At 36.7% G+C, this 23,613-nt stretch carries 20 protein-coding genes; 19 read left to right on the top strand and 1 reads right to left on the bottom strand.

Annotation, left to right across the window (positions count from 1 at the left end; translation table 11 throughout):
- Nucleotides 1–124: 124 nt before the first annotated feature.
- The 15 genes from yfmF (at nt 125) to cotE (ending at nt 15,593) form a co-directional block, all read left to right on the top strand.
- A complete protein-coding gene (yfmF, locus tag KHA97_RS03025) occupies nt 125–1,405 on the top strand; it encodes an EF-P 5-aminopentanol modification-associated protein YfmF (protein ID WP_213123271.1) in 1,281 nt (426 codons plus the stop codon).
- Nucleotides 1,402–2,691 carry an EF-P 5-aminopentanol modification-associated protein YfmH gene (gene yfmH, locus KHA97_RS03030; RefSeq protein WP_213123272.1) on the top strand — a complete coding sequence of 430 codons (1,290 nt, stop codon included), beginning with the start codon at nt 1,402–1,404 and terminating at the stop codon, nt 2,689–2,691. The genes yfmF and yfmH overlap by 4 nt, the downstream gene beginning before the upstream one ends.
- A gap of 313 nt (nt 2,692–3,004) precedes the next feature.
- A complete protein-coding gene (ymfI, locus tag KHA97_RS03035) occupies nt 3,005–3,727 on the top strand; it encodes an elongation factor P 5-aminopentanone reductase (protein WP_213123273.1) in 723 nt (240 codons plus the stop codon).
- A 91-nt stretch (nt 3,728–3,818) separates the two neighbouring features.
- Nucleotides 3,819–4,076: a DUF3243 domain-containing protein gene (locus KHA97_RS03040; protein ID WP_213123274.1), complete on the top strand. Its 258-nt coding sequence runs from the start codon at nt 3,819–3,821 to the stop codon at nt 4,074–4,076.
- A gap of 210 nt (nt 4,077–4,286) precedes the next feature.
- Nucleotides 4,287–5,075, top strand: coding sequence for a YmfK family protein (locus KHA97_RS03045; protein WP_213123275.1), 789 nt, complete (start codon nt 4,287–4,289; stop codon nt 5,073–5,075).
- An 18-nt stretch (nt 5,076–5,093) separates the two neighbouring features.
- Nucleotides 5,094–5,975 (top strand): helix-turn-helix domain-containing protein, encoded by an 882-nt coding sequence (locus tag KHA97_RS03050; RefSeq protein ID WP_213123276.1) that lies wholly within the window; start codon nt 5,094–5,096, stop codon nt 5,973–5,975.
- Nucleotides 5,976–6,046: 71 nt separating this feature from the next.
- The gene (gene pgsA / locus KHA97_RS03055; protein WP_213123277.1) at nt 6,047–6,625 is read left to right on the top strand and encodes a CDP-diacylglycerol--glycerol-3-phosphate 3-phosphatidyltransferase; all 579 of its coding nucleotides are present in this window, start codon (nt 6,047–6,049) and stop codon (nt 6,623–6,625) included.
- 18 nt (nt 6,626–6,643) lie between these two features.
- Nucleotides 6,644–7,882, top strand: a complete 1,239-nt coding sequence (locus KHA97_RS03060; RefSeq protein WP_213123278.1) for a competence/damage-inducible protein A — start codon at nt 6,644–6,646, stop codon at nt 7,880–7,882.
- Nucleotides 7,883–8,141: 259 nt separating this feature from the next.
- Nucleotides 8,142–9,191, top strand: coding sequence for a recombinase RecA (recA, locus tag KHA97_RS03065; RefSeq protein ID WP_213123279.1), 1,050 nt, complete (start codon nt 8,142–8,144; stop codon nt 9,189–9,191).
- A 266-nt stretch (nt 9,192–9,457) separates the two neighbouring features.
- Entirely contained in the window at nt 9,458–11,020 is a 1,563-nt protein-coding gene (gene rny / locus KHA97_RS03070; protein WP_213123280.1) for a ribonuclease Y, read from the top strand.
- A gap of 382 nt (nt 11,021–11,402) precedes the next feature.
- A complete protein-coding gene (locus tag KHA97_RS03075; RefSeq protein ID WP_213123281.1) occupies nt 11,403–12,203 on the top strand; it encodes a TIGR00282 family metallophosphoesterase in 801 nt (266 codons plus the stop codon).
- A gap of 148 nt (nt 12,204–12,351) precedes the next feature.
- The gene (gene spoVS, locus KHA97_RS03080) at nt 12,352–12,612 is read left to right on the top strand and encodes a stage V sporulation protein S (protein ID WP_213123282.1); all 261 of its coding nucleotides are present in this window, start codon (nt 12,352–12,354) and stop codon (nt 12,610–12,612) included.
- A gap of 188 nt (nt 12,613–12,800) precedes the next feature.
- A complete protein-coding gene (gene miaB / locus KHA97_RS03085) occupies nt 12,801–14,345 on the top strand; it encodes a tRNA (N6-isopentenyl adenosine(37)-C2)-methylthiotransferase MiaB (RefSeq protein ID WP_213123283.1) in 1,545 nt (514 codons plus the stop codon).
- 1 nt (nt 14,346) lies between these two features.
- Nucleotides 14,347–14,775 carry a RicAFT regulatory complex protein RicA family protein gene (locus KHA97_RS03090; RefSeq protein WP_213123284.1) on the top strand — a complete coding sequence of 143 codons (429 nt, stop codon included), beginning with the start codon at nt 14,347–14,349 and terminating at the stop codon, nt 14,773–14,775.
- Nucleotides 14,776–15,029: 254 nt separating this feature from the next.
- Nucleotides 15,030–15,593: an outer spore coat protein CotE gene (gene cotE / locus KHA97_RS03095; protein ID WP_213123285.1), complete on the top strand. Its 564-nt coding sequence runs from the start codon at nt 15,030–15,032 to the stop codon at nt 15,591–15,593.
- Between the two features lie 33 nt (nt 15,594–15,626).
- On the opposite strand, the gene pulA is transcribed toward cotE, so the two are convergent.
- Nucleotides 15,627–17,726 (bottom strand): type I pullulanase, encoded by a 2,100-nt coding sequence (pulA, locus tag KHA97_RS03100; RefSeq protein WP_213123286.1) that lies wholly within the window; start codon nt 17,724–17,726, stop codon nt 15,627–15,629.
- Between the two features lie 252 nt (nt 17,727–17,978).
- Here pulA and glgB point away from each other — a divergent pair, with 252 nt between their 5' ends.
- Genes glgB through KHA97_RS03120 form a run of 4 tightly spaced genes read left to right on the top strand, consistent with a single transcriptional unit; the run spans nt 17,979 to nt 23,609 of the window.
- Nucleotides 17,979–19,895, top strand: coding sequence for a 1,4-alpha-glucan branching protein GlgB (gene glgB / locus KHA97_RS03105; protein ID WP_213123287.1), 1,917 nt, complete (start codon nt 17,979–17,981; stop codon nt 19,893–19,895).
- Nucleotides 19,892–21,043, top strand: coding sequence for a glucose-1-phosphate adenylyltransferase (locus tag KHA97_RS03110; RefSeq protein WP_267912404.1), 1,152 nt, complete (start codon nt 19,892–19,894; stop codon nt 21,041–21,043). The genes glgB and KHA97_RS03110 overlap by 4 nt, the downstream gene beginning before the upstream one ends.
- A gap of 4 nt (nt 21,044–21,047) precedes the next feature.
- Nucleotides 21,048–22,154, top strand: coding sequence for a glucose-1-phosphate adenylyltransferase subunit GlgD (glgD, locus tag KHA97_RS03115; protein ID WP_213123288.1), 1,107 nt, complete (start codon nt 21,048–21,050; stop codon nt 22,152–22,154).
- A 30-nt stretch (nt 22,155–22,184) separates the two neighbouring features.
- On the top strand, nt 22,185–23,609 hold the full coding sequence (locus KHA97_RS03120; RefSeq protein ID WP_213123289.1) for a glycogen synthase: 1,425 nt from the start codon (nt 22,185–22,187) through the stop codon (nt 23,607–23,609).
- Nucleotides 23,610–23,613: the final 4 nt, after the last annotated feature.

The following is a 23,613-nucleotide window of genomic DNA, read 5'->3' on the forward strand; positions in this document are numbered from 1 at the left end:
CATAAACTATAAGGAAGCTACGGAAAGAACTATAATAATATTATGTAAAGTGGGACTGTTCACAAAAGAATCTGTCCCACTTTCATAAATTGGTTTGAAATTCGTGAGTAATGGAGGATTCTATATGGAACTTGTTAAGGAAAACATAGTGGAAAAGTCTGGATACACACTTCATATTATTCCAACTGACAAGTACAAAACGAATACCGTTGTATGGAAAATGAAAGCTCCTCTTCAGAAAGATACGGCTACATTTCGGGCATTGCTGCCTAATGTACTTCAAAGCAATTCGAAAAAGTATAGCACTACGAGCGCATTTCGCTCCTATTTGGATGATCTTTACGGTGCTTCATTTTATACTGATGTAGCTAAAAAAGGTGAATACCATATAATCTCTTTTACAATAGAGATTGCAAATGAGAAATTTTTACAAGATAAAACTCCGCTGCTGCAAAAAGCTATCGAATTTTTAAAAGAAGTTATTCAAAATCCTAATGTGACAGATCGTGTTTTTGATGAAGCAACAATGCAGAAAGAAAAAAGGAGTCTAAAAAGACGGATTCAATCAGTTTATGATGACAAAATGCGATATGCAAGTGTTCGCCTAGTTGAAGAAATGTGTAAAGGTGAACCATATTCGATTCAGGCAACTGGTAGTGAAGATCAAGTAGATGACATTACAGGCGCGACTTTATACGAATATTATGAACGAGCATTTGCCGAGGATAAGATGGATCTATACATTATTGGAGATATTGATCCTAACGAAGTGGAAAGTTTTTGTTCGGTATTTCAATATCAGGAAAGAACGATTCAACCACACGTAAGAGTACAAGACAATGAAGTCTCTAATGTGAAAGAAGTAAAGGAAACACAAGACCTCAATCAAGGAAAGCTAAACATGGGTTGTCGCACAAATATCAGATATGGGGATTCTGATTATTTTGCACTGCAAATGTTTAATGGTATTTTCGGAGGTTTTCCGCATTCTAAACTTTTTATGAATGTACGTGAAAAGGAAAGCCTTGCCTATTATGCAGCCAGTAGAGTGGAAAGCCATAAAGGATTATTAATGATCATGTCAGGTATTGACTCCAATAATTATGAAAAAGCAGTTACTATTATAAAAGATCAGTTGAAATTAATGAAAGATGGCAGTTTTACTGAAGAGGAAATTTCACAAACGAAGGCAGTCATACAAAATCAATTTCTAGAAACGATTGACTCAGCCAGAGGTGTCATAGAGGTCTTTTATCATAATATCGTTGCCGGAACTGATGTTAAAATGAATGATTGGATTGAAAAAACGAATTCTACATCACATGATGATATTATCGCAGTAGCCAATAAAGTTGAACTTGATACAATTTATTTTCTTTCCGGAATGGAAGGTGAACAGGCATGAAGACAATTGAATTCGATCAAATTCAAGAAAAGCTTTTTTATGAAAAACTTGATAATGGATTGCAAGTATACATTCTTCCAAAAATGGGATTCAATAAAACTTTCGCTACTTTTACGACAAACTATGGATCCATTGATCATCAATTTAAACCGTTGAATAAAGACGAATATATTCGCGTCCCGGATGGAATAGCCCATTTTTTAGAACATAAAATGTTTGAAAAAGAGCAGGGCGATGTATTTCAGCAATTTAGTAAACAAGGAGCTTCGGCAAATGCTTTCACTTCTTTCACTAGAACAGCATACTTATTTTCCAGTACGAATGAAGTGGAAAAGAATCTAACTACACTATTAAATATGGTGCAAGAGCCTTATTTTACGGAAAAGTCAGTAGAAAAAGAAAAAGGAATCATTGGTCAAGAAATTAGAATGTATGATGATAATCCCGACTGGAGGCTTTTCTTTGGTACAATTGAAAACATGTATCATCATCATCCTGTAAAGATTGACATAGCTGGAACAGTTGAATCCATTTCTCATATTACGGCAGACCTTCTTTATGAATGCTACAATACTTTTTATCATCCAAGTAATATGTTGCTTTTCTTGGTGGGACCTGTGGATCCGGATAAAATGATAAATCTTATCCGTGAGAATCAATCTAGTAAGAAATATAGCGACGCTCCAGAAATTCAGAGGTATTTCGAGGAAGAACCAGACTCTGTTCATAATAAAAAACAAGAGCTAAAAATGAATGTCCAAACACCGAAATGTTATGTTGGTATAAAAGGAAAGAAAGTTGATTTAGATGGCAGGGAAATGCTAAAACATGAACTTGCGATCAATATTATTTTTGAATTATTATTTGGTAAAAGCTCTGAAAACTATGAGGAGCTCATTACAAGCGGATTAATAGACGATACATTTCAATATAACTATACGTTGGAGCGGGGATTTGGTTTTGCGTATGTCGGGAGTGACACAAAAGATCCAGACGCATTAACTGAACGTTTGCAATCGATTTTACTTGAAGCTAAAAACGGTCAATATTTATCAGACGAAGCATTACAACGTGCAAAGAAAAAGCGTATTGGGGGATTTTTGCGATCTATGAATTCTCCAGAATTTATTGCAAATCAATTTACGAGATATGCGTTTAATGGCATGGATCTTTTTGATACGGTTCAAGTATTGGAAGAATTACACTTTGATTATATAAAGGAATCTGCCAATCAATTTATCGATGAGAATCGAATGACTGTTTGCCAAGTAGTTCCCAAAAAATAGATTGAGCAATTCGAATGATTGGTGATTGGGAGACAGCTTTTAGTGAAAATCGTAAGGAAGTAAAATCTCATCCTCTTGACGAAAGAAATCGCAACATGACAACCGTAATAGTTTCCCTCGAATTTAATGATCAATTGTTTAGTCACAACAAGCCGTTCAATTTGATTCTATTGTCTAACAGTCGGTTATTTTCATTCCTTTCAAGTGGGTTCAATTCCCTTTCAAGCCGATTTTATTATTTAGTGGAATCAATATTAAATTAAAGAAATCGGCCCGGATTAAACCGGGCTGTTTTTATGGGAGAAAACAAAAGATGAAAAAATTTGCGTTAATAACCGGAGCGAGCGGGGGAATAGGTGCAGCTACAGCTATAAAGCTTGCCCGAGAAGGTTGGAATTTATATTTACATTACTATAAAAACGAACAAAAAATGATGGAGTTTCTTAAAAAACTAAAAACATACAATACAGAACTTATTCCAATTTGCGCCGATCTTTCGACTGAAGCAGGTGTCCAAACTGTTTGCAGTTCGATTTTCCATCTTAACGCAATCGTTTGTTCAAGTGGCACAGCACCATATGGATTATTTACCGATTTAAGTGAACATACTATTGATGAAATGCTACAGCTACATGTAAAAAGCCCGTTAATCATTATACAGAAGCTCCTGCCACAATTAATGAAGACTCCGGAAAGCAGTATTGTTCTCATTAGCTCTATTTGGGGTCAGACAGGTGCAGCTTGTGAAGTAATATATTCTACCGTAAAAGGTGCTCAAATTGCCTTCGTGAAAGCACTTAGCAAGGAAATTGCGAGGTCGGGGACAAGAATAAATTGTGTAGCACCAGGAGCTGTCAATACAAATATGTTACAAAGGTTTTCCGAGGAAGAAATTGAAGTGCTTGCATCTGAAATTCCGGTCGGCAGATTGGCAGAACCAGAAGAAATTTCTGATGTTATTGCCTTTTTATTGTCGAAAGAATCCTCATATATTACTGGACAAGTAATTGGTGTTAATGGTGGTTGGTATACATAAAAATTGATTAAAAATGAAAAACAGTACTGAATAATGTTAGTTTTCCGTGTGCATAATAACTTTGAACGTTAATTCCAAAGGAGGAAATGACATGTCAGTACTTGAAAATTGGGAACAGTGGAAGAACTTCCTTGGCGATCGCTTAGATAATGCTCAAGAACAAGGGATGTCAGATAAAGTAATCAATCAACTGGCACACCAAGTAGGCGATTATCTTGCAAAGCAAGTTGATCCTAAAAATGAACAAGAAAGAGTACTTGCTGACTTATGGTCTGTTGCTTCTGAAGATGAACAAAGAGCGATTGCAAGTATTATGGTGAAACTTGTCGAAAATAATAGCACACATTAGATATAAGTTCAGACTGTCTTACAAGCGGCTTGAATCCTACTTGGGTCTAAAGGATTTGCCCTTATAAATGAGGCAGTCTTTTTTTTATGTCAGAATTTGACGATTTTTTTTATGTTTTTTCTTTCATGTTTATTTAATATGGGCTATGATATAATCGAGACAACTATGATGAAGAGACATGAAGTCCGCCAAATTCAAGGGGATGTTTGAATGGACAGGAAAGAATGGTATTTAGAATATGAAATTATGATTGATCGTCCAGGTTTACTTGGGGATATTTCATCATTATTAGGGATGCTCTCGATTAATATCGTTAGCATTAACGGGATTGACAGTGGAAGGCGTGGACTTTTAATCCGTGCAAGTAGTAAAAATCAAATTTTACGACTTGAATCAATCTTGAAGACAGTTGAAACGATTAAAATAACAAAAATTCGTGAACCTAAACTTAGAGATCGTCTCGCAGTAAGGCACGGTAGGTATATACAACGTGATATGGATGATAAAAAAACATTTCGTTTCGTACGCGATGAACTCGGACTTTTGGTTGATTTTATGGCCGAATTATTTAAACAAGAAGGTCATAAATTAATTGGTATTAGAGGTATGCCACGTGTCGGGAAAACGGAATCTATAGTTGCATCAAGTGTATGTGCCAATAAAAAATGGCTTTTTGTATCATCAACATTATTAAAGCAAACAATACGTAAAGAATTAATAAAAGATGAGTACAATGCTGATAATATATTCATCCTAGATGGAATTGTTTCAAGAAGGAGAGCTGATGAACGACATTGGCGGTTAGTTAGGGAAATCATGAAGCTTCCAGCTGTAAAAGTAATTGAACATCCTGATATATTTGTTCAGCATTCCGAATTTTCCATTGAAGATTTCGATTATATTATTGAACTAAGAAATAATGATGAGGAAGAAATTACATATGAAATTGTGCAAGACCATAACTTATTTTCCGAACCAAACTTCGGTTTTGATTTTTAGGATTGGCAGGTGTTTTCATTGACGGAATTAGGAAGCCGGCTTCGTATGGCTCGTGAAGAAAAAAGCATTACTTTAGATCAATTGCAAAATGTAACAAGAATTCAAAAGAGATACTTAGTTGCTATCGAAGAAGGAAATTATGATACTTTGCCTGGAAAATTTTATGCCAGGGCATTTATTAAACAATATGCAGAAGCTGTGGGACTTGAGCCCGATTTACTTTTTGATGAATATAAGAGTGAAATTCCTCTAGCATATGAGGATAATTTAACAGAACAGCTTTCTCGAACTCAGTCTAGACGGTCAGTATCTCCGAACAGTTCCAAAGTAATGGAAATGTTCCCTAAAATTATAACGGCTATATTTGTTTTGGCTATTTTAGTTTTAATCTGGTTTTTGGTTATTAAATATTTGGACACAAGTGAAAAATCTTCCGTAAATAATAATAACGGTAATGGAGCAGTTGATATAACAGAATCGGAAGATGTTAAAACTCCACCAGATAAGAAGAAGGACGATACAACTTCGCCTCCAGAGGAAGAGGAGCCTGTTACGGAGGAACCTGCAAAGCAAGAAATTAGCGTGGACAGCACATCTGGTAATAATACTACTTATACTTTATCAAATGCAGATAAGTTTGAAGTAGAAGTGAAAGCTACGAACCCAGGTAGAAGTTGGGTGAAAATAGCCAATGGAAATAACGAAGTTCTTTTCCAAGGTGAATTGAGAGATGGTGCCAGTCAAAAATTTGATCTTACCAACGATTCTAAAGTTTATGTGAGAGCAGGAGATTCAACTAAAACTGAGATTTATGTTAACGAAGAATTATTAGAATATGAGTTATCTCCTGAACAGAATGTTGTACAAAACATCTATGTCCAATTCCAAAAAAAGGAATAGGATTCAATTACCGCCTTATTGGCGGTAATTTTTTCACTAATTCAGTGTATGTTGCTTGAGGAGGTACAAACATGAATTTGCCAAATAAAATTACAGTGGCAAGGGTAATTTTAATTCCGATTTTTTTAATTTTAATGCTAGTCCCATTTAACTGGGGGATAATTAGCTTGCCTGGAACAGAACTTGAGCTTTCCCATTTTATAGGAGCACTGATTTTTATATTAGCTTCAGTGACTGATTGGGTGGATGGCTATTATGCACGTAAATATAACCTAGTTACGAATTTAGGGAAATTTTTAGACCCTTTAGCTGATAAGCTTCTCGTTTCTGCTGCTTTAATTGTCCTAGTTGAAATGCATCTTGCCCCATCTTGGATTGTCATTATCATTATTAGTCGAGAGTTTGCAGTGACTGGACTTAGGATGATTTTATCTGGGACGGGTGAAGTGGTAGCAGCTGCAATGCTAGGGAAAATAAAGACTTGGGCACAAATTATAGCAATCTCCCTTTTATTGCTGCATAATGTTTTTTTTGAGGCCATTGGAATTCCACTTGATGATATTGCCCTCTGGGTAGCTTTAATATTTACAGTTTGGTCTGGTTACGAATACTTCTATAAAAATCGAACTATATTTATTAATTCAAAATAGTTAGGAAGGATTTGTTATATGAACGCAGAAATCATAGCGGTTGGAACAGAGCTTTTATTAGGGCAGATTGTAAATACGAATGCAAAATATCTTTCAGAGCAGCTAGCTGAAATTGGTGTTAATGTTTATTATCATACTGTCGTTGGGGATAACCCATCTCGACTAGAAAAAGCTATATTACATGCGGAAGAAAGAGCGGACTTAATTATATTTACCGGCGGGTTAGGTCCAACAAAAGATGATCTAACGAAAGAAACTATTGCTAAACATATCGGGAAAAGTCTTGTGCTAGACGAAGATGCAATGAAAACAATCCTTTCATACTTTGAAAAAACTGGTCGCACGATGACTGAAAATAATAAAAAGCAAGCACTCGTCCTCGAGGGAGCCAAGGTACTCCCGAATGAACATGGAATGGCACCGGGTATGTTTTTACATAATCAATCTTATTCATATATGCTCCTTCCTGGCCCGCCTCATGAAATGCAGCCGATGTTCCGTAAATACGGACGTCTAGCTATATTGGATCAATTAGAAACACGGGAGAGAATTGAATCTAGGGTATTACGCTATTTTGGAATCGGAGAATCGCAGCTTGAAGTAGAGATTGAAGATATACTAGATTCTCAAACAAACCCAACAGTGGCACCACTGGCCGGAGATAACGAAGTAACATTACGGATTACCGCAAGACATCAATCAGAAAACGAAGCTCATAAAATGATTGATGAGATGGAAAAGAAGGTTAATGATAGAGTAGGAAAGTATTTTTATGGGTATGACCAAACTTCCATTATGAAAGAACTTCTTAAAGTTTTGGAAGAGAAGAAATTGACTATTGCATGTGCAGAGAGTTTGACAGGTGGGCTCTTTCAAGCTGAAATGACATCAGTCGTTGGGGTCAGCACAATGTTAATAGGCGGGATTGTCTGCTATTCCAACGATGCAAAAATGAAACTTTGTAATGTAAAAAAAGAGACCATTGATCATTATGGTGTTGTTAGTAAAGAATGTGCAATAGAATTAGCGGAAAATGTTAGAAGCATTCTTGGAACCAATATCGGTATTAGCTTTACAGGGGTGGCAGGGCCTGATTCACTAGAAGGTCACCCAGCGGGTACAGTATGGATAGGAATTTCCATCGATAACAAACCGTCAAAAGCTTTTTTGCTTAATTTAGCAGGTTCCAGGAATGGCAATCAAAAGAGATCCGTTATGTACGGCTGCCATTATTTATTGCAAGAATTAAAAGAATAGATAATAATAGAGAGTGCATTATGTGCTCTCTATTTTTTTTTCAAAAGAATAAAAAAAGTTTTTATAGTGGAAACCTCTTTTAAAATAGGTTTTTCCTATAATCAATATTTTATTATGAACTATTATTTTGTTTAAAAACAATCGAATAAATGTTCGCTTTTTGCTTGGCAAAGTGAATGAAAAGCTGTATACTTAAGTTAGCTTTTGATATGAAACACACTTCATTCGATAGAATATTAGTATATAAGGAGGAAATTTAGTGAGTGATCGTCAGAAAGCATTAGATATGGCATTAAAACAAATTGAAAAGCAATTTGGAAAAGGGTCTATTATGAAACTCGGTGAGCAGACTGACCGCAGAATTTCCACTGTACCTAGTGGATCTCTAGCTCTTGATGTTGCTTTAGGAGTTGGTGGATATCCACGTGGACGTGTCATTGAAATATATGGACCAGAAAGCTCTGGTAAAACAACTGTTGCCCTTCACGCAATTGCAGAAGTGCAAGCAAATGGAGGACAAGCCGCATTTATAGATGCAGAACATGCGCTCGATCCAGTTTATGCACAAAAGCTGGGTGTTAATATTGATGAGTTGCTTCTTTCCCAGCCAGATACTGGTGAGCAGGCCCTCGAAATTGCGGAAGCACTTGTTCGAAGCGGTGCAATTGAAATTATTGTTATTGACTCAGTAGCAGCGTTGGTACCGAAAGCTGAAATAGAAGGGGAAATGGGAGACTCACATGTAGGATTACAAGCACGCTTAATGTCCCAGGCCCTTCGTAAACTTTCAGGTGCGATAAATAAATCGAATACAATCGCTATCTTTATTAACCAGATTCGTGAAAAGGTTGGAGTTATGTTCGGAAATCCCGAAACAACACCAGGGGGACGCGCATTGAAGTTCTACTCCTCCATTCGCCTTGAAGTTCGTCGTGCTGAACAACTTAAGTTAGGGCAGGACATCGTTGGAAATAAAACGAAAGTAAAAGTAGTTAAAAATAAAGTTGCTCCTCCATTCCGGGTGGCAGAAGTAGATATTATGTATGGTGAAGGAATTTCTCGTGAAGGCGAAATTATTGATATGGGTTCTGAACTTGATATTGTTCAAAAGAGCGGTTCATGGTATTCGTATAATGAAGAACGACTTGGACAAGGTCGTGAGAATGCTAAGCAATTTTTAAAAGAGAATCCTGAGCTAAGAAACGAAATTATGTTCAAAATTCGTGAACATTACGGTCTGGATGAAGAAAAAATCGCTCCGCCAGAAGAAGATGACTCTCAAGAAGAATTTAGTTTATTAAATGATTAATTGTTTTTATAAAAGCGAAGCCCTTTCAAACGGCTTTGCTTTTCTTTTTAATTCTCTTATTTAATGCTAAGAATTAAAATAAACATCCAATAAAACGGTCATCCCTTGACAATGAAACGCCACAACTATAAAATTAACTTGTATATTTTACATTTTTTTCGCATGAAAATTTTGAGCTTGGCTCTGTATATTGAAACCTATGTAACAATGTACCAGCCGACATGTTAGAAACATGATACAAGTTAATAGCAAGAGGGGGTGAATTTATGGAAACACTCATACTCATCATCTCCATTTTGCTTAGCCTTATCGTCGGTGTAGTTGTTGGCTATTTCATCTTTAAAACATTTGCTCAAGCAAAAATAACAGGTGCAAGAGGTTCTGCAGAACTCATTTTAGAAGATGCAAAGCGCGAAGCAGAATCTATGAAAAAAGAAGCCCTGTTGGAAGCGAAGGATGAAAATCATAAACTTCGAACTGAAACTGAACGTGAACTTCGGGATAGAAGAACCGAATTGCAAAAACAAGAAAACCGCTTATTGCAAAAGGAGGAGAACCTCGACCGGAAAGACGAAACTCTTGACAAGCGTGAAAATATGCTTGAAAAGAAAGAGGAATCTCTTAATGAAAGACAACAACATATTGAAGAGATGGAAAGCAAAGTGGATGAGATGATCCGCAAGCAGAAAAGTGAGCTAGAACGCATTTCAGGCTTGACTCGTGAAGATGCAAAATCCATTATTTTATCAGGCGTCGAAAAGGAATTAGCACATGAATCGGCCCTCATGATAAAAGAAAGTGAAATGCGAGCAAAGGAAGATGCGGATAAGAAAGCTAAGAATATTCTTTCCCTTGCCATTCAACGTTGTGCAGCAGAGCATGTTGCGGAAACAACTGTATCCGTCGTGAATCTGCCTAACGATGAAATGAAAGGCCGGATCATTGGTCGTGAAGGCCGAAACATTCGAACACTTGAAACATTGACAGGGATAGATCTCATCATAGATGATACACCAGAAGCTGTCATTCTTTCCGGTTTTGACCCAATTAGGCGTGAAACTGCTCGGATAGCTTTGGAGAAACTTGTTCAAGATGGCCGGATCCATCCAGCTCGCATTGAAGAAATGGTGGATAAAGCAAGACGGGAAGTGGATGAACATATTCGTGAAATCGGTGAACAAACAACTTTTGAAGTGGGAGTTCATGGATTGCATCCTGATTTAATTAAAATTCTCGGACGCTTGAAATACCGGACAAGCTATGGGCAAAATGTTCTTAAGCACTCCATGGAAGTAGCCTTCCTATCTGGACTTCTTGCAGCGGAATTGGGAGAAGACGAAACTCTTGCCCGCCGTGCAGGCCTTCTTCATGATATCGGTAAAGCGATTGACCATGAAGTGGAAGGTAGCCACGTTGAAATCGGTATTGAGCTTGCCACAAAGTATAAAGAGCATGAAGTTGTAATTAATAGTATTGCTTCTCACCATGGTGACACTGAGCCTACATCTATTATTGCAGTTCTTGTCGCTGCAGCAGATGCTTTATCAGCTGCTAGACCAGGTGCGAGAAGTGAAACGCTAGAAAACTATATTAGGCGCCTTGAAAAGCTGGAGGAAATCTCCGAGTCTTATGATGGTGTAGAAAAGTCTTTTGCCATTCAAGCAGGTAGAGAAGTTCGCATTATAGTGAAACCGGAACAAATTAATGACTTGGAAGCACATAGACTTGCTCGTGATATCCGTAAAAGAATTGAGGATGACCTCGATTATCCTGGGCATATCAAAGTTACCGTCATTCGTGAAACAAGAGCCGTTGAATATGCGAAATAAGCAGTGTGATCTCACACTGCTTTTTTGTGCTTTCTTAGGAAATGATAAAATTGAATCTTTGTGGATTCTTTAAGAAGATAGTTCCCGTCTAGTGCAGGCAGCCGGCGACTAGCAAACTTTCGGTTTCTGTTTGCGTATGTCAATATTGGCTCGCTATGGTCCTGCTCAAGCGCTAGGTACTCGAGGTCAAGTAGCCTCGAGACCAGGTGTCCCTGTCTAAAGAACATTTGATTGTCGCCCCTAATCAAGCGCCTTCCGCTTTTCGTGGCTCACCGTGTTTCTTTTAAAAAGTTTGTCCATCGCTAAACAGGCGCTTACGCTTTTGTTCATAAAAATGCTAGAATATATATGGCAGTAAACTTAAAGTTAGAAAGGGATTAATATGGATATATTATTTGTTGGCGATGTAGTTGGATCGCCGGGCAGGGAAATGATTAAAGATTACCTTCCATTATTAAAAAGAAAATATCGACCACATGTAACAATAGTAAACGGAGAAAATGCCGCAGGTGGAAGAGGGATTACAGAGCAAATTTACAAGCAATTTTTAGAAGCCGGTGCCAATGTCGTAACTCTTGGAAATCATGCATGGGATAACAAAGGTATTTTTGAATTTATTGATACAGCAAAGTATTTAGTACGTCCAGCTAATTTTCCTGAAAATACCCCTGGGAAAGGTTTAATCTTTATAAGATTAAATTCTATTGAAGTTGCGGTTATTAACTTGCAAGGAAGGACATTTATGCCGCCGCTAGATTGTCCATTTACTAAAGCGGACGAACTCATTACGTTAGCCAAAAAACGAACGAATATTATCTTCGTTGACTTTCATGCCGAAGCAACGAGCGAAAAACAAGCAATGGGTTGGTATTTAGATGGGAAAGTGTCAGCCGTCATCGGTACACATACGCATGTCCAAACGGCAGACAATCGAATTCTGCCAAACGGGACTGCTTATATGTCAGATGTAGGGATGACAGGACCGTATGACGGAATTCTTGGAATGGAAAAAGAAGCGGTAATAAAAAAATTTATTACAGCATTGCCTGCTCGTTTTGAAGTACCAAAGAGCGGGAGGAAGCAATTAAGCGCTTGTATAATTAATATTGATGATCAATCTGGTAAGGCAGTAAACATTAAAACAATCTTAATCAATGATGATCAGCCAATGTATAATGAATAAAAAACAATAATCTTGTTTCTCCTTTAACGTGTTTTGGACAAACCGGAATAGTTCATAAATTACCTGAATATAGTAACAATGGAAAGGTTAACTGCGATTGAGATTGACAAGGCAATCGCTATGGGGAAATGACAAGGAGGAACAAGAAATGGAAATATTAAAAGTTTCAGCAAAATCCAATCCAAATTCTGTGGCGGGCGCGCTGGCAGGTGTTCTCCGTGAAAGAGGCGGTGCAGAAATTCAAGCAATCGGGGCTGGGGCATTGAATCAAGCAGTGAAGGCAGTAGCGATTGCGAGGGGATTTGTCGCCCCAGGTGGTGTTGACTTAATTTGTATCCCTGCTTTTACAGATATCATTATTGATGGAGAAGAAAGAACTGCCATCAAGCTCATTGTCGAACCTAGATAAAAACTAATGGAAAAAATGTTTAAATCGGACTTGATTGCTTTTTTGCAATCAAGTCTTTTCGAATTTTATGCAACAAATATTCCCTTATGTTGTATTAAAAAATAAAAGGCTATATACTAATAGAATGGATACATTTAAATAGAAACATTTTCGTTCATCGATTTTGTATAATAGGAAAGGGGATTTTCATGAACGAGAAACAACGTTTAGAAAGTCAACAAATTAATCAATCTAACAATCCTGCTCAGAAAAAGGAAAAGGATTATAGTCAATATTTTCAAACAGTATACACTCCACCGTCCCTGAAGGACGCGAGACGACGTGGAAGAGAAGAAGTCAAGTATCATAATGATTTTGAAATAGATGAAAAATTTCAAGGTATGGGCATAGGACGAAAATTTTATATTCGTACTTATGGCTGCCAAATGAATGAACATGACACAGAAGTAATGGCAGGAATTTTCATGGGTCTAGGGTATGAGCCTACTGAGACCGTTGAAGATGCGGATGTTATCTTGTTAAATACTTGTGCTATCAGAGAAAACGCTGAGAATAAAGTATTCGGTGAATTGGGCCATTTGAAATCTTTGAAATTGGAAAAGCCAGATTTATTATTGGGTGTTTGTGGATGTATGTCCCAGCAAGAGTCTGTCGTAAATAGAATATTAGAGAAGCATCAATTCGTCGATATGATCTTCGGAACTCATAATATCCATCGCCTTCCTGATATTTTACATGAAGCGTATATGTCAAAGGAAATGGTAGTTGAAGTATGGTCTAAAGAAGGAGACGTCATTGAAAATTTACCTAAAGTCCGTAGAGGTAATATTAAAGCTTGGGTAAATATTATGTATGGCTGTGACAAATTTTGCACATATTGCATCGTTCCGTTTACGAGAGGAAAAGAAAGAAGCAGACTCCCTGAAGATATTATCCAAGAGGTTCGCCAATTAGCGGCCCACGGTTATAAAGAAATTACACTTCTTGGACAAAATGTAAATGCATATGGAAAAGATTTTGAAGATCGAGACTATCGATTTGGTGATTTAATGGATGATCTGAGAAAAATCAATATTCCTAGAGTACGCTTTACAACAAGTCACCCTAGAGATTTTGACGATCATTTAATTGAAGTTCTTGCGAAAAAAGGAAATATGGTGGAACATATTCATTTACCTGTCCAATCCGGCTCAAGTGATATATTAAAAATCATGGGACGTAAGTATACGAGAGAACAGTATCTTGAACTTGTAAGAAAAATTAAAGCTGCTATTCCTGATGTATCACTTTCTACAGATATTATCGTCGGTTTTCCTAATGAAACAGACGAACAATTTGAAGAAACAATGTCTCTTTATCGTGAAGTAGGATTTGAAATTGCTTATACATTTATCTACTCTCCTAGAGAAGGCACTCCTGCTGCGAAAATGAAGGATAATGTATCCATGGAAGTGAAAAAAGCACGTCTTCAGCGGTTAAATGACCTTGTAAATGAGTTGTCTCGTGAAGCGATGAAAAAATATGAAGGTCAAATCGTAGAAGTGCTCGTTGAAGGTGAGAGTAAAAACAATCCCGAAATCCTTTCAGGGTACACTAGAAAAAGTAAACTAGTAAATTTTAAAGGACCAAAATCAGCAATCGGTCAATTAGTAAAGGTTAAAATTAACGAATCAAAAACATGGACGTTAGACGGAGAGATGGTTGAAGAACTCGAATCAGCAGAGGTGATATAACGTGGGGAAATACACGAAAGAAGATATATTGAAACAAGCCCATGAATTGGCAAAAATGATTGCAGAGACAGAAGAGGTAGATTTTTTTAAACGAGCAGAGGCTCAAATTAACGAAAACCAATCCGTTCGTGAAATGATTGCCAGCATTAAAAGTCTACAAAAACAAGCGATTAATTTTCAACACTACGGTAAAGAAAGAGCATTGCAATTAACGGAAGAAAAACTTGAAAAGCTAGAAGCAGAGCTAGACGAAATACCAATTGTACAGGAGTTTAAACAATCACAAATAGATGTAAATGATTTACTGCAATTGGTCGCAGCAGCAATCTCCAATAAAGTGACAGATGAAATCTTAGTCTCCACTGGCGGCGACTTGCTCACGGGAGAAACAGGTTCAAAAATCAAATATAGTGATTCCAGCTGCTCATAAGCTATGAAGCCATTATCCAATCATGGGTAATGGCTTTTTCTTTGCTTACAAAATCCAAACAAGTTGCGTACGTCTCTGATCAGCTGCTACTGTTTTAGTTTTTGCGCCCAAAACTAGGTAAGATTAAAACAAAATCTATTCCCTTACATACAATATGGTAGGTCGACCTAGTGAATTAGCCTTCACGTAATTAGCACATTCGTCTAGAGCAATGCATACGATGAAGGGAAAATAATTGAGGAGGGTTCGCTCGAATGGCAGAATATAGAGAAATAATTACAAAAGCGGTCGTGGCGAAGGGAAAGAAATATACAAATTCCAACAATGCAATTACGCCGCAGCATCATCCTTCGAGCATTTTAGGCTGCTGGATTATCAACCATAAATATGAAGCGCGCAAAGTCGGCAAAAAAGTCGAAGTAAGCGGTTCTTATGATATGAATGTTTGGTATTCCCACCACGATAACACAAAAACATCAGTAGCAACGGAGAGAGTCGATTATAAAGATGTGATAGACCTGCACTACCAAGACCCAGATTTCTTAGATGATAAAATAGTGTCGGCTCGAGTTCTCCAACAGCCTAATTGTTTAGAAGCGGTGATTTCTAAAAAAGGAAATAAGATCATCGTAAGCAATGAAAGAGAATTTCTAGTTGAAGTCATTGGAGAAACAAAAATTGTAGTGAGTGTTCACCCAGAAGAACGGCCAAGTGATGATGATGATGACGATGAAGAAGATTGGACTGAAGAATTGACTGATAGCGAATTAGCTGAAGAAATCAATCCTGATTTCCTTGTCGCCAACGAAACAGAATAACTTCCGGGAAGAGAACCTTCCCGGTTTTTTCTTTTATATAATGTTTCTATTTTTTCGTAAAACTATTAACTCATGTGGCTGAATAGAGAAAAATTCTCCTGTAATAACATCATCAGACCTTTCATCAGCATTTGTCGCTTCTATTTTCCATATTCCTAGTGAAGGTAATTGTATTGGGTAGTTTTCCTTAGTCGGATTTATATAAATAGAGAGGTCTTCGTTAATTCCAAATAAGATAAACCCAAATACAGGTTTTTGCACATTTAATATATGGATTCTCCTTCTAATCTCTTCTTTCGACCTAAGTCGAAAAACATCAAACTTTTTTCTTAATGTCATTAGCTTTCTAATAAAATGAATGTGTTCCTCTTCTAATTCTCTTTTCTTCCAATCTAAGTGATTAATTGTATCATTAGAGATATAACTATTTTCAATACCTTGCTTAGTTCTAAACCATTCTTGACCAGCGTGTATAAAAGGAATGCCCTGGCTTAATAAAACGATGCCAGTAGCAAGTTGGTGCATTTTTTTTCTTGTTTTTTCATTTTCCTCTCCGTTTGTTAATAATAATCTATCCCAAAGAGTATGGTTATCATGACATTCTACATAATTGATTGTTTGTTGGACATTAGATACAAAAGGTTCTCCCATTTCTTCTAACGATGATCCTGTTACAAGATGTGGTAATCGTTCGATATATCTTCCCGATCCGTTTACAAAACCAGTATCAGCTACGTTAAACACACTTCCTTTTAATGTATCTCGAAAATAATCATTAAAAAAACGAATTCCGAGTAGTTGATGGGAATTCCTCGAAGTCGCTCTTTTATCTGTAGGCAGCGCTGTTGCAAGCTCCCATCCTTCTCCCAAGAGCATTATAGGGCTGAATTCTTTTTCGCAACGAGAAATGATCACTTTCATCGTATCGATATCAATGGCACCCATTAAATCAAATCTGAAGCCTGATACTTGATATTCTGAAAGAAAAAGATCAATCGTATCAAGCATTAGTTTTCGTACCATAAATCTCTCCGTAGCTAAATCATTTCCAACTCCAGTCCCATTACTTACACTTCCATCCTCGTGATATCGGAAATAGTAGCCCGGAACAAGCATTTCTAAAGGAGATTCTTCCATTATAAAAACATGATTAAAAACGACATCCAGTATGACCGAAATTCCAGCCTGATGGAAAGTATTAATCATCTTTTTACATTCATTGATTCTAGAAATGGGGTTGTTGGGTGAGGTGGAATAACTTCCTTCCAATGACTGAAAATAAAGTGGATCGTAGCCCCAATTATAATCATTATTTGGATCAAGTTCGTTTACACGAGCAAAGTCATTAATGGGCAACAGTTGAATATGCGTACATCCTAATTCCTTTATATAGGAAAGTCCTGTTGAAAATCCATTTTGATTTGTTGTTCTTGATTCGCTTAAACCGAGAAATTTCCCTTTATTTTCAGTCCCGCTTTCGGTTTGGATCGTAGCGTCTCGTACGTGCAATTCATAAATGATCGCATCCTGTAAATGTGGAATATAAGGTCTTTTAGCTGTAATTTGATCGGTTTTGGAGAAATCTATGACAACCCCTTTTCCACTATTGGCAAGCATCGATTTTGCATAAGGATCGTTTACACGCAATATCTTTCCGTTAACGTTTATTTCATATTCATAAGCAAAACCATGCCAATTTCCTTCTATTTGGCATGTCCATATCCCTTTGTTTTGTCGATTTAACTTTTTTGCCATATTATTCAAATATAATGTTACAGACGTAGCTAAAGGTGTCCATATTGAAAAATAGGTGAAGTTATTTTGGCAATTAGCCCCTAATAATTCATCAATGGCGGCATAATGTTCATCAAACCATTGTGTTCGGACAATTCCTCTTGGATAAACGGGAAACACCTCCTCGCCCCATCTTAATTCCAATACCTCACCAATAGGCAGTATTTCCGAATAACGAATAATCACAGCCGATGTGTCCGATACAAATTCTATATTTAAAGGATAATATTTATCTTCTTTTTCCCAATAAATTACAGGTGGTTTGTTATCCATAAGGAATTTATCCGTTTCTAATGTAATAAGGTGTAAATCATCTATCCATGCTATATTTGTTTCCACTTATGACACTCCTTCAAAGCTATGTATTTGCAGTATATGTTGAAGCCTTATTCACGTAAGCAACATGTTTAAAGTACCCAAAAATAACATAACTTTTCCACTACAATTGCAACACTATATTTAAATAATTTAATCGACAAACACATACATAATCACTTATTTCCCTCAAAGAACTGTCGAAGGAATCTTAGTTAAAATCAATCATTTGTCTCCTATAATGGAGTTGTTAAAGCTTTGAAAGGAGACAGCATTTTGTATTTCAACATTTCCGAGGATGACATCTTTTTATTTCACCAGGGGACTCATTATCATAGTCAGCAAATTTTAGGTTGCCACAAAATTGTATGGAAAGGAAAAGAAGGTTATAGATTTGCCGTATGGGCACCGAATGCAAAAAACATCTATATTGTCGGAGATTTTAATCAATGGACCGGGAATCAATACGCATTAACACGTATAACAAATAAAGGCTTATGGGTTGGTTTTTTTACTAATATTCCAAGCGGAACTCCTTATAAATACAAAATCATTTCAGCAAGAGATGAAGTTCTTTTAAAATCCGATCCATACGCTTTCCAATCAGAGTTGCGCCCAGCAAATGCGTCAGTCATACCTGCATCTTCGACTTATGAATGGAATGATCTAGATTGGCAAGAGGCAAAAATAGAATTTCAAGCTTTTTCATCTCCGATTTCTGTGTATGAAGTTCATTTAGGATCATGGAAAAAGAAAAAAGATGGGAAATTTTATACATATTGTGAGCTTGCAGAAGAATTGGTTCCTTATGTAAAGTCCCTAGGTTTTACTCATATCGAGCTGCTTCCGCTTGCAGAACATCCTTTTGACCTTTCATGGGGATACCAAATAACTGGATATTTTTCTGTTACATCAAGATACGGGTCCCGTGATGATTTTAAATATTTTATTGATGTGTGCCATCAAAACGGGATTGGTGTAATTATTGATTGGGTGCCAGGTCATTTTTGCAAAGATGATTTCGGTCTAAGAGAATTTGATGGTACGCCTATCTATGAATATAAAGATTCAAGAAAAGCTGAAAAGCGATCATGGGGAACATTAACTTTTGACTTTGGCAGGCCAGAGGTTCAAAGTTTCTTAATTTCCAATGCATTATTTTGGGTTGAAGAATACCACTTGGACGGCATTCGTGTAGATGCGGTAGCAAGTATGCTCTATCTCAATTTTGACCGCGAAGCTGGGGACGAAAAAATTTATAATTCTTACGGGGGAGAAGAAAATCTTGAAGCATACGCGTTTATTCGCAAATTGAATGAAATAGTATTTTCTTATCATCCAAATGTATTAATGATGGCAGAAGATAGTTCGGATTTACCGCTCGTCACAGCACCAACTTATTTAGGTGGACTAGGATTTAATTATAAATGGAATATGGGCTGGATGAATGACATGCTCACATTTATGAAGAAAGATCCCATCCATCGAAAATGGCACCACAATTTACTGACATTTTCGTTTATGTACACACATTCAGAAAATTTCTTGCTTCCGTTATCGCATGACGAAGTTGTCCACGGAAAAAAATCATTGCTCGATAAAATGCCAGGGGATCAGTGGCAGCAATTTGCAAATTTAAGATTACTTTACGGCTATATGATGGCTCACCCTGGTAAAAAGCTGTTATTCATGGGGGGTGAGTTTGCCCAATATGCAGAGTGGAAAGATCAAGAGCAGCTAGACTGGCATTTACTTGAATATCCTTTGCATCATGGAATGTTTGAGTATGTAAAAGCATTAAATCATTTTTATTTGAAAAATCCTGCTCTTTTCGAAATAGATCATGAGTCAAAAGGATTTGAGTGGATAGATCCTCATAATATAGATCAAAGCATTATAGCTTTTAGAAGATGTGGAAGGTCTCCAATAGATGAATTAATTATTATTTGTAACTTTACACCTAATGTTTTATACGACTATAAAGTTGGCGTTCCGGTCCCAGGCAAGTATAAAGAAATATTCAACTCTGATATAAGCGATTTTGGGGGATCGGGACAATTGAATGAAGGAGATCATTTTAGTTTTCCAAAAAAATGGCATGGATTGCCACATCATATAAAAATAAAAGTACCACCTTTAGCCATCACCGTTTTTAGACGTGAAATAACTACGATTAAGGAGGACGTAAATTGAAGGAATGTGTAGGGATGCTGTTAGCTGGTGGAGAAGGTAAACGATTAGGATTGTTAACAAAGGAGGTTGCAAAGCCTGCAGTACACTTTGGTGGAAAATATCGCATTATTGACTTTACATTGAGTAACTGTACGAATTCGGGAATAGACACTTTAGGTGTTATGACTCAATATTCACCACTTGAATTAAATAAACATATTGGTAGCGGGAAGCCGTGGGACCTACATCGCCAAGATGGCGGGGTGACGATTCTTTCACCTTACACTGCACAGAGTGGGGGAAACTGGTATTCGGGTACGGCGGATGCTATTTATCAAAATATCCATTTTATCGATCAGCATTACCCTGAATATGTTTTAGTCATTTCCGGCGACCATATTTATCAAATGGATTATAATGCTTTGCTTGAGGAACATAAACGATCAAACGCTGATGTAACCATTTCCGTGATTACGGTTCCTTGGGAGGAAGCCTCTCGGTTTGGGATATTAAATACAACTGAAGACTTAAGAATATACGAATTTGACGAAAAACCAAAGGAGCCAAAAAGCAACTTAGCTTCTATGGGAATTTATATGTTTACTTGGAAAACCTTAAAAAATTATTTATTGGAAGATGCTAAAAATAAATATTCGAGTCACGATTTCGGCAAAGATATTATCCCCGCTATGCTTGCTGATCAACGTAGGCTATATGCTTTTCGTTTTAATGGTTATTGGAAAGACGTTGGAACGGTACAAAGTTATTGGGAAGCTAATATGGACTTATTAGATGAAGATTGGAGTTTATCGTTATCGAATAAAAACCAAAGGCTCTATTCTAATGATTCCGACTTCCCACCACAGTATATTGGAGACACAGGAGTAGTAAAACATTCACTGATCAATTCAGGATGCTGGATATATGGGACTGTCGAACATTCGGTCTTATTTCAACATGTTGTCATCGAAGAAGGTAGTTATATTCATCAATCGATTTTACATCCAGGGGTTACGGTAGGTAAAAATTCCATTTTAGAGCGTGTCATAGTAATGGAAGACACAGAAATTCCAGAAGGTACGTATTTACGTACTGAAAAAAACGAAGAACCAATAGTCATTGATGCAGAAAATTTATACAAAGTGATTGAACAAATAAAGGAGGCGTAGAAGAATGAACACGATGATGGGATTAATAAACTTGGAACATGAGCATCATTTTTTTCATGAACTAACTTATTTTCGCAACGGCGCCTCTGTTCCTTTCGCGGGTCGTTATCGCTTAATAGACTTTGCTCTATCTAACATGGTGAATTCCAATATTGAAGAGGTCGCGATTTTTACTCGTAGTAAATATAGATCATTAATGGATCATTTGGGCACTGGTGAAAATTGGGAGTTAGATCGAAGAAATGGTGGCTTATTTATTCTTCCTCCTGATTGGAATGACCCATCCGATATTTCAAAAGGTGATTTACAATTTTTTCATAATAACCGAGACTATTTTAACAGAGGAAAGTCTTCATATGTGTTGATTAGTGGAAGTTTATTTCTAGCTAACATGGATTATAAGGATGCTTTTGCCTATCACTTAGAGCGCGATGCTGATGTAACTCTTGTTACTACAAGAATTGATCATGAACAGCCGGAACATGAAATTTGTTTCCGGGTTGATAGCGACGACATGGGATGGGTCAAAAATATGACGAACGATAGATCGAACCCAATGTTGTTTACTGGTGTTTATATTATCAATAAAGATATGTTACTGAAAATAGTCGATCAATGTATTGCTCATCACCGAGATACCTTTTTTACTCATGGAATTAAAGAAAACCTTTCACAGCTAAAGGTTCAAACGTATGAGTATAAAGGATATAGCGCTTTTATCAATACAATTGAAAGTTATTATCGTCATAATATGAATCTTTTAAATGAAGAAAACTATAAAGCATTGTTTTACAAAAAACCTTTTGTACGAACGAAGGTTGGAAGTTCACCTCCTGCCACGTATCGCAATAAAGCAAATGTGACAAGATCGCTCCTTGCAAACGGGTGTGTTATTGATGGAGAAGTGGAGGGCAGCATCCTTTTCCGAGGTGTGAATATAAAAGAAGGAGCAAAAATAAAGGATTCCATTATCATGCAGCGCTGCACAATCGAACCAGGAGTTTATTTGGAAAATGTCATTCTCGATAAAGATGTTCACGTAAAAGCAAACCAAAGATTAATAGGTTCAAAAGATAAACCATATGTCGTAGCTAAAAGAATAGAAATGTAAGTCGCTACAACCGGCGGAAGGAGTCAACGTATGAAAAATGTATTATTTGTCGCTTCAGAATGTTCTCCATTTATAAAAACAGGTGGATTAGCTGATGTAATTGGTTCGTTGCCTCAAGCATTAAAGGAAAATAAACGAATCGATGTTCAGGTAATGCTTCCTTTATATGATGAAATACTAGATGAGTGGAAAACGAAAATGGATTTTTATACTTCCATCCGAGTTCCGCTAGGTTGGCGTAATCAAGAAGCGAAGATATATACGTTAACATATAATCAAATTACGTATTATTTTATTTCAAATGATTACTATTTTTCTCGCAAAGGTGTATACGGCTATTACGATGATGGTGAACGCTTTGTCTTTTTTAGTAGAGCGGTGATCGAAGCTTTAAACCATCTTGAACAAAAACCACATATACTTCATGCGCATGATTGGCAAGCTGGAATGGCTGTGGCACTTGCAAAAATTATACAGCCAATAAAAGATTTGAAAACGATATTTACGATTCACAATTTAAAATATCAAGGTATTATGCCAATTGAAACCTTTCATGATTTTTTTCAATTGCCACCAGAGCATATTGGAGGAATGGAATGGCATGGGATGTTAAATTGTTTAAAAAGTGCTCTGTTCCATGCTGATAAGATTACAACAGTAAGTCCTGCGTATGCAGAAGAAATAAAAGATCCTTATTATGGGGAAGGACTCGATCCTATTTTAATAGAAAGATCGGCCGATTTGGTAGGAATCTTAAATGGAATCGATAATAAAGAATATAATCCATTAACAGATCCAGCACTGCCTGTAAAATATCGTTCTTCTCGTGCTAGAAAAACAGAAAATAAAATAATTCTTCAAGAGAAACTTGGTCTTCCAGTTAATGGTGAGAGTCCTTTATATATAATGATTACACGACTTGATGAACAAAAAGGGCTCCACCTTGTCATGCATATTTTAGATGAATTTCTTCAAGAGGACGTTCAATTTATCTTATTAGGAACAGGCGATGAAGGATTTGAAGCCTATTTTGCCGATATGGCTCATCGTTATCCTGAAAAAGTAGTTTCACTATTGACTTTTAATGAAGATTTAGCGAGGCAGTTGTATGCTGCTGCAGATTTTTTTATCATGCCATCTAAGTTTGAGCCCTGTGGATTAGCTCAGCTTATTGCCTTGCAATATAAAACGGTTCCTATTGTCCGAGAAACTGGAGGATTGAAGGATACAGTACAGCCTTTCAATGAAATAACAGTTGAAGGAAATGGTTTTAGTTTTTCCAATTACAATGCTCATGAACTATTAACCGTTTTACGTTATTCATTAACTATTTATCATAATCTAGAGCTATGGGCGGCTCTTAATAGAAATGTAAATAAAAGTCAATTTAGCTGGAAAAATTCAGCCCAAGAATACATGAAATTGTATGATAGTTTAGACGTGCAATATGCATGAGGAG

Origin of the sequence: Lederbergia citri, assembly GCF_018343625.1 — a bacterium.
GTDB classification, from domain to species: domain Bacteria; phylum Bacillota; class Bacilli; order Bacillales; family Bacillaceae_C; genus Lederbergia; species Lederbergia citri.

Excerpts from the sequence above, each read along its gene's own strand:
- yfmF (WP_213123271.1), top strand. The coding sequence starts at position 125 with ATGGAACTTGTTAAGGAAAACATAGTGGAAAAGTCTGGATACACACTT.
- yfmH (WP_213123272.1), top strand. The coding sequence starts at position 1,402 with ATGAAGACAATTGAATTCGATCAAATTCAAGAAAAGCTTTTTTATGAA.
- ymfI (WP_213123273.1), top strand. The coding sequence starts at position 3,005 with ATGAAAAAATTTGCGTTAATAACCGGAGCGAGCGGGGGAATAGGTGCA.
- KHA97_RS03040 (WP_213123274.1), top strand. The coding sequence starts at position 3,819 with ATGTCAGTACTTGAAAATTGGGAACAGTGGAAGAACTTCCTTGGCGAT.
- KHA97_RS03045 (WP_213123275.1), top strand. The coding sequence starts at position 4,287 with ATGGACAGGAAAGAATGGTATTTAGAATATGAAATTATGATTGATCGT.
- pgsA (WP_213123277.1), top strand. The coding sequence starts at position 6,047 with ATGAATTTGCCAAATAAAATTACAGTGGCAAGGGTAATTTTAATTCCG.
- KHA97_RS03060 (WP_213123278.1), top strand. The coding sequence starts at position 6,644 with ATGAACGCAGAAATCATAGCGGTTGGAACAGAGCTTTTATTAGGGCAG.
- rny (WP_213123280.1), top strand. The coding sequence starts at position 9,458 with ATGGAAACACTCATACTCATCATCTCCATTTTGCTTAGCCTTATCGTC.
- KHA97_RS03075 (WP_213123281.1), top strand. The coding sequence starts at position 11,403 with ATGGATATATTATTTGTTGGCGATGTAGTTGGATCGCCGGGCAGGGAA.
- spoVS (WP_213123282.1), top strand. The coding sequence starts at position 12,352 with ATGGAAATATTAAAAGTTTCAGCAAAATCCAATCCAAATTCTGTGGCG.
- miaB (WP_213123283.1), top strand. The coding sequence starts at position 12,801 with ATGAACGAGAAACAACGTTTAGAAAGTCAACAAATTAATCAATCTAAC.
- cotE (WP_213123285.1), top strand. The coding sequence starts at position 15,030 with ATGGCAGAATATAGAGAAATAATTACAAAAGCGGTCGTGGCGAAGGGA.
- glgD (WP_213123288.1), top strand. The coding sequence starts at position 21,048 with ATGAACACGATGATGGGATTAATAAACTTGGAACATGAGCATCATTTT.
- KHA97_RS03120 (WP_213123289.1), top strand. The coding sequence starts at position 22,185 with ATGAAAAATGTATTATTTGTCGCTTCAGAATGTTCTCCATTTATAAAA.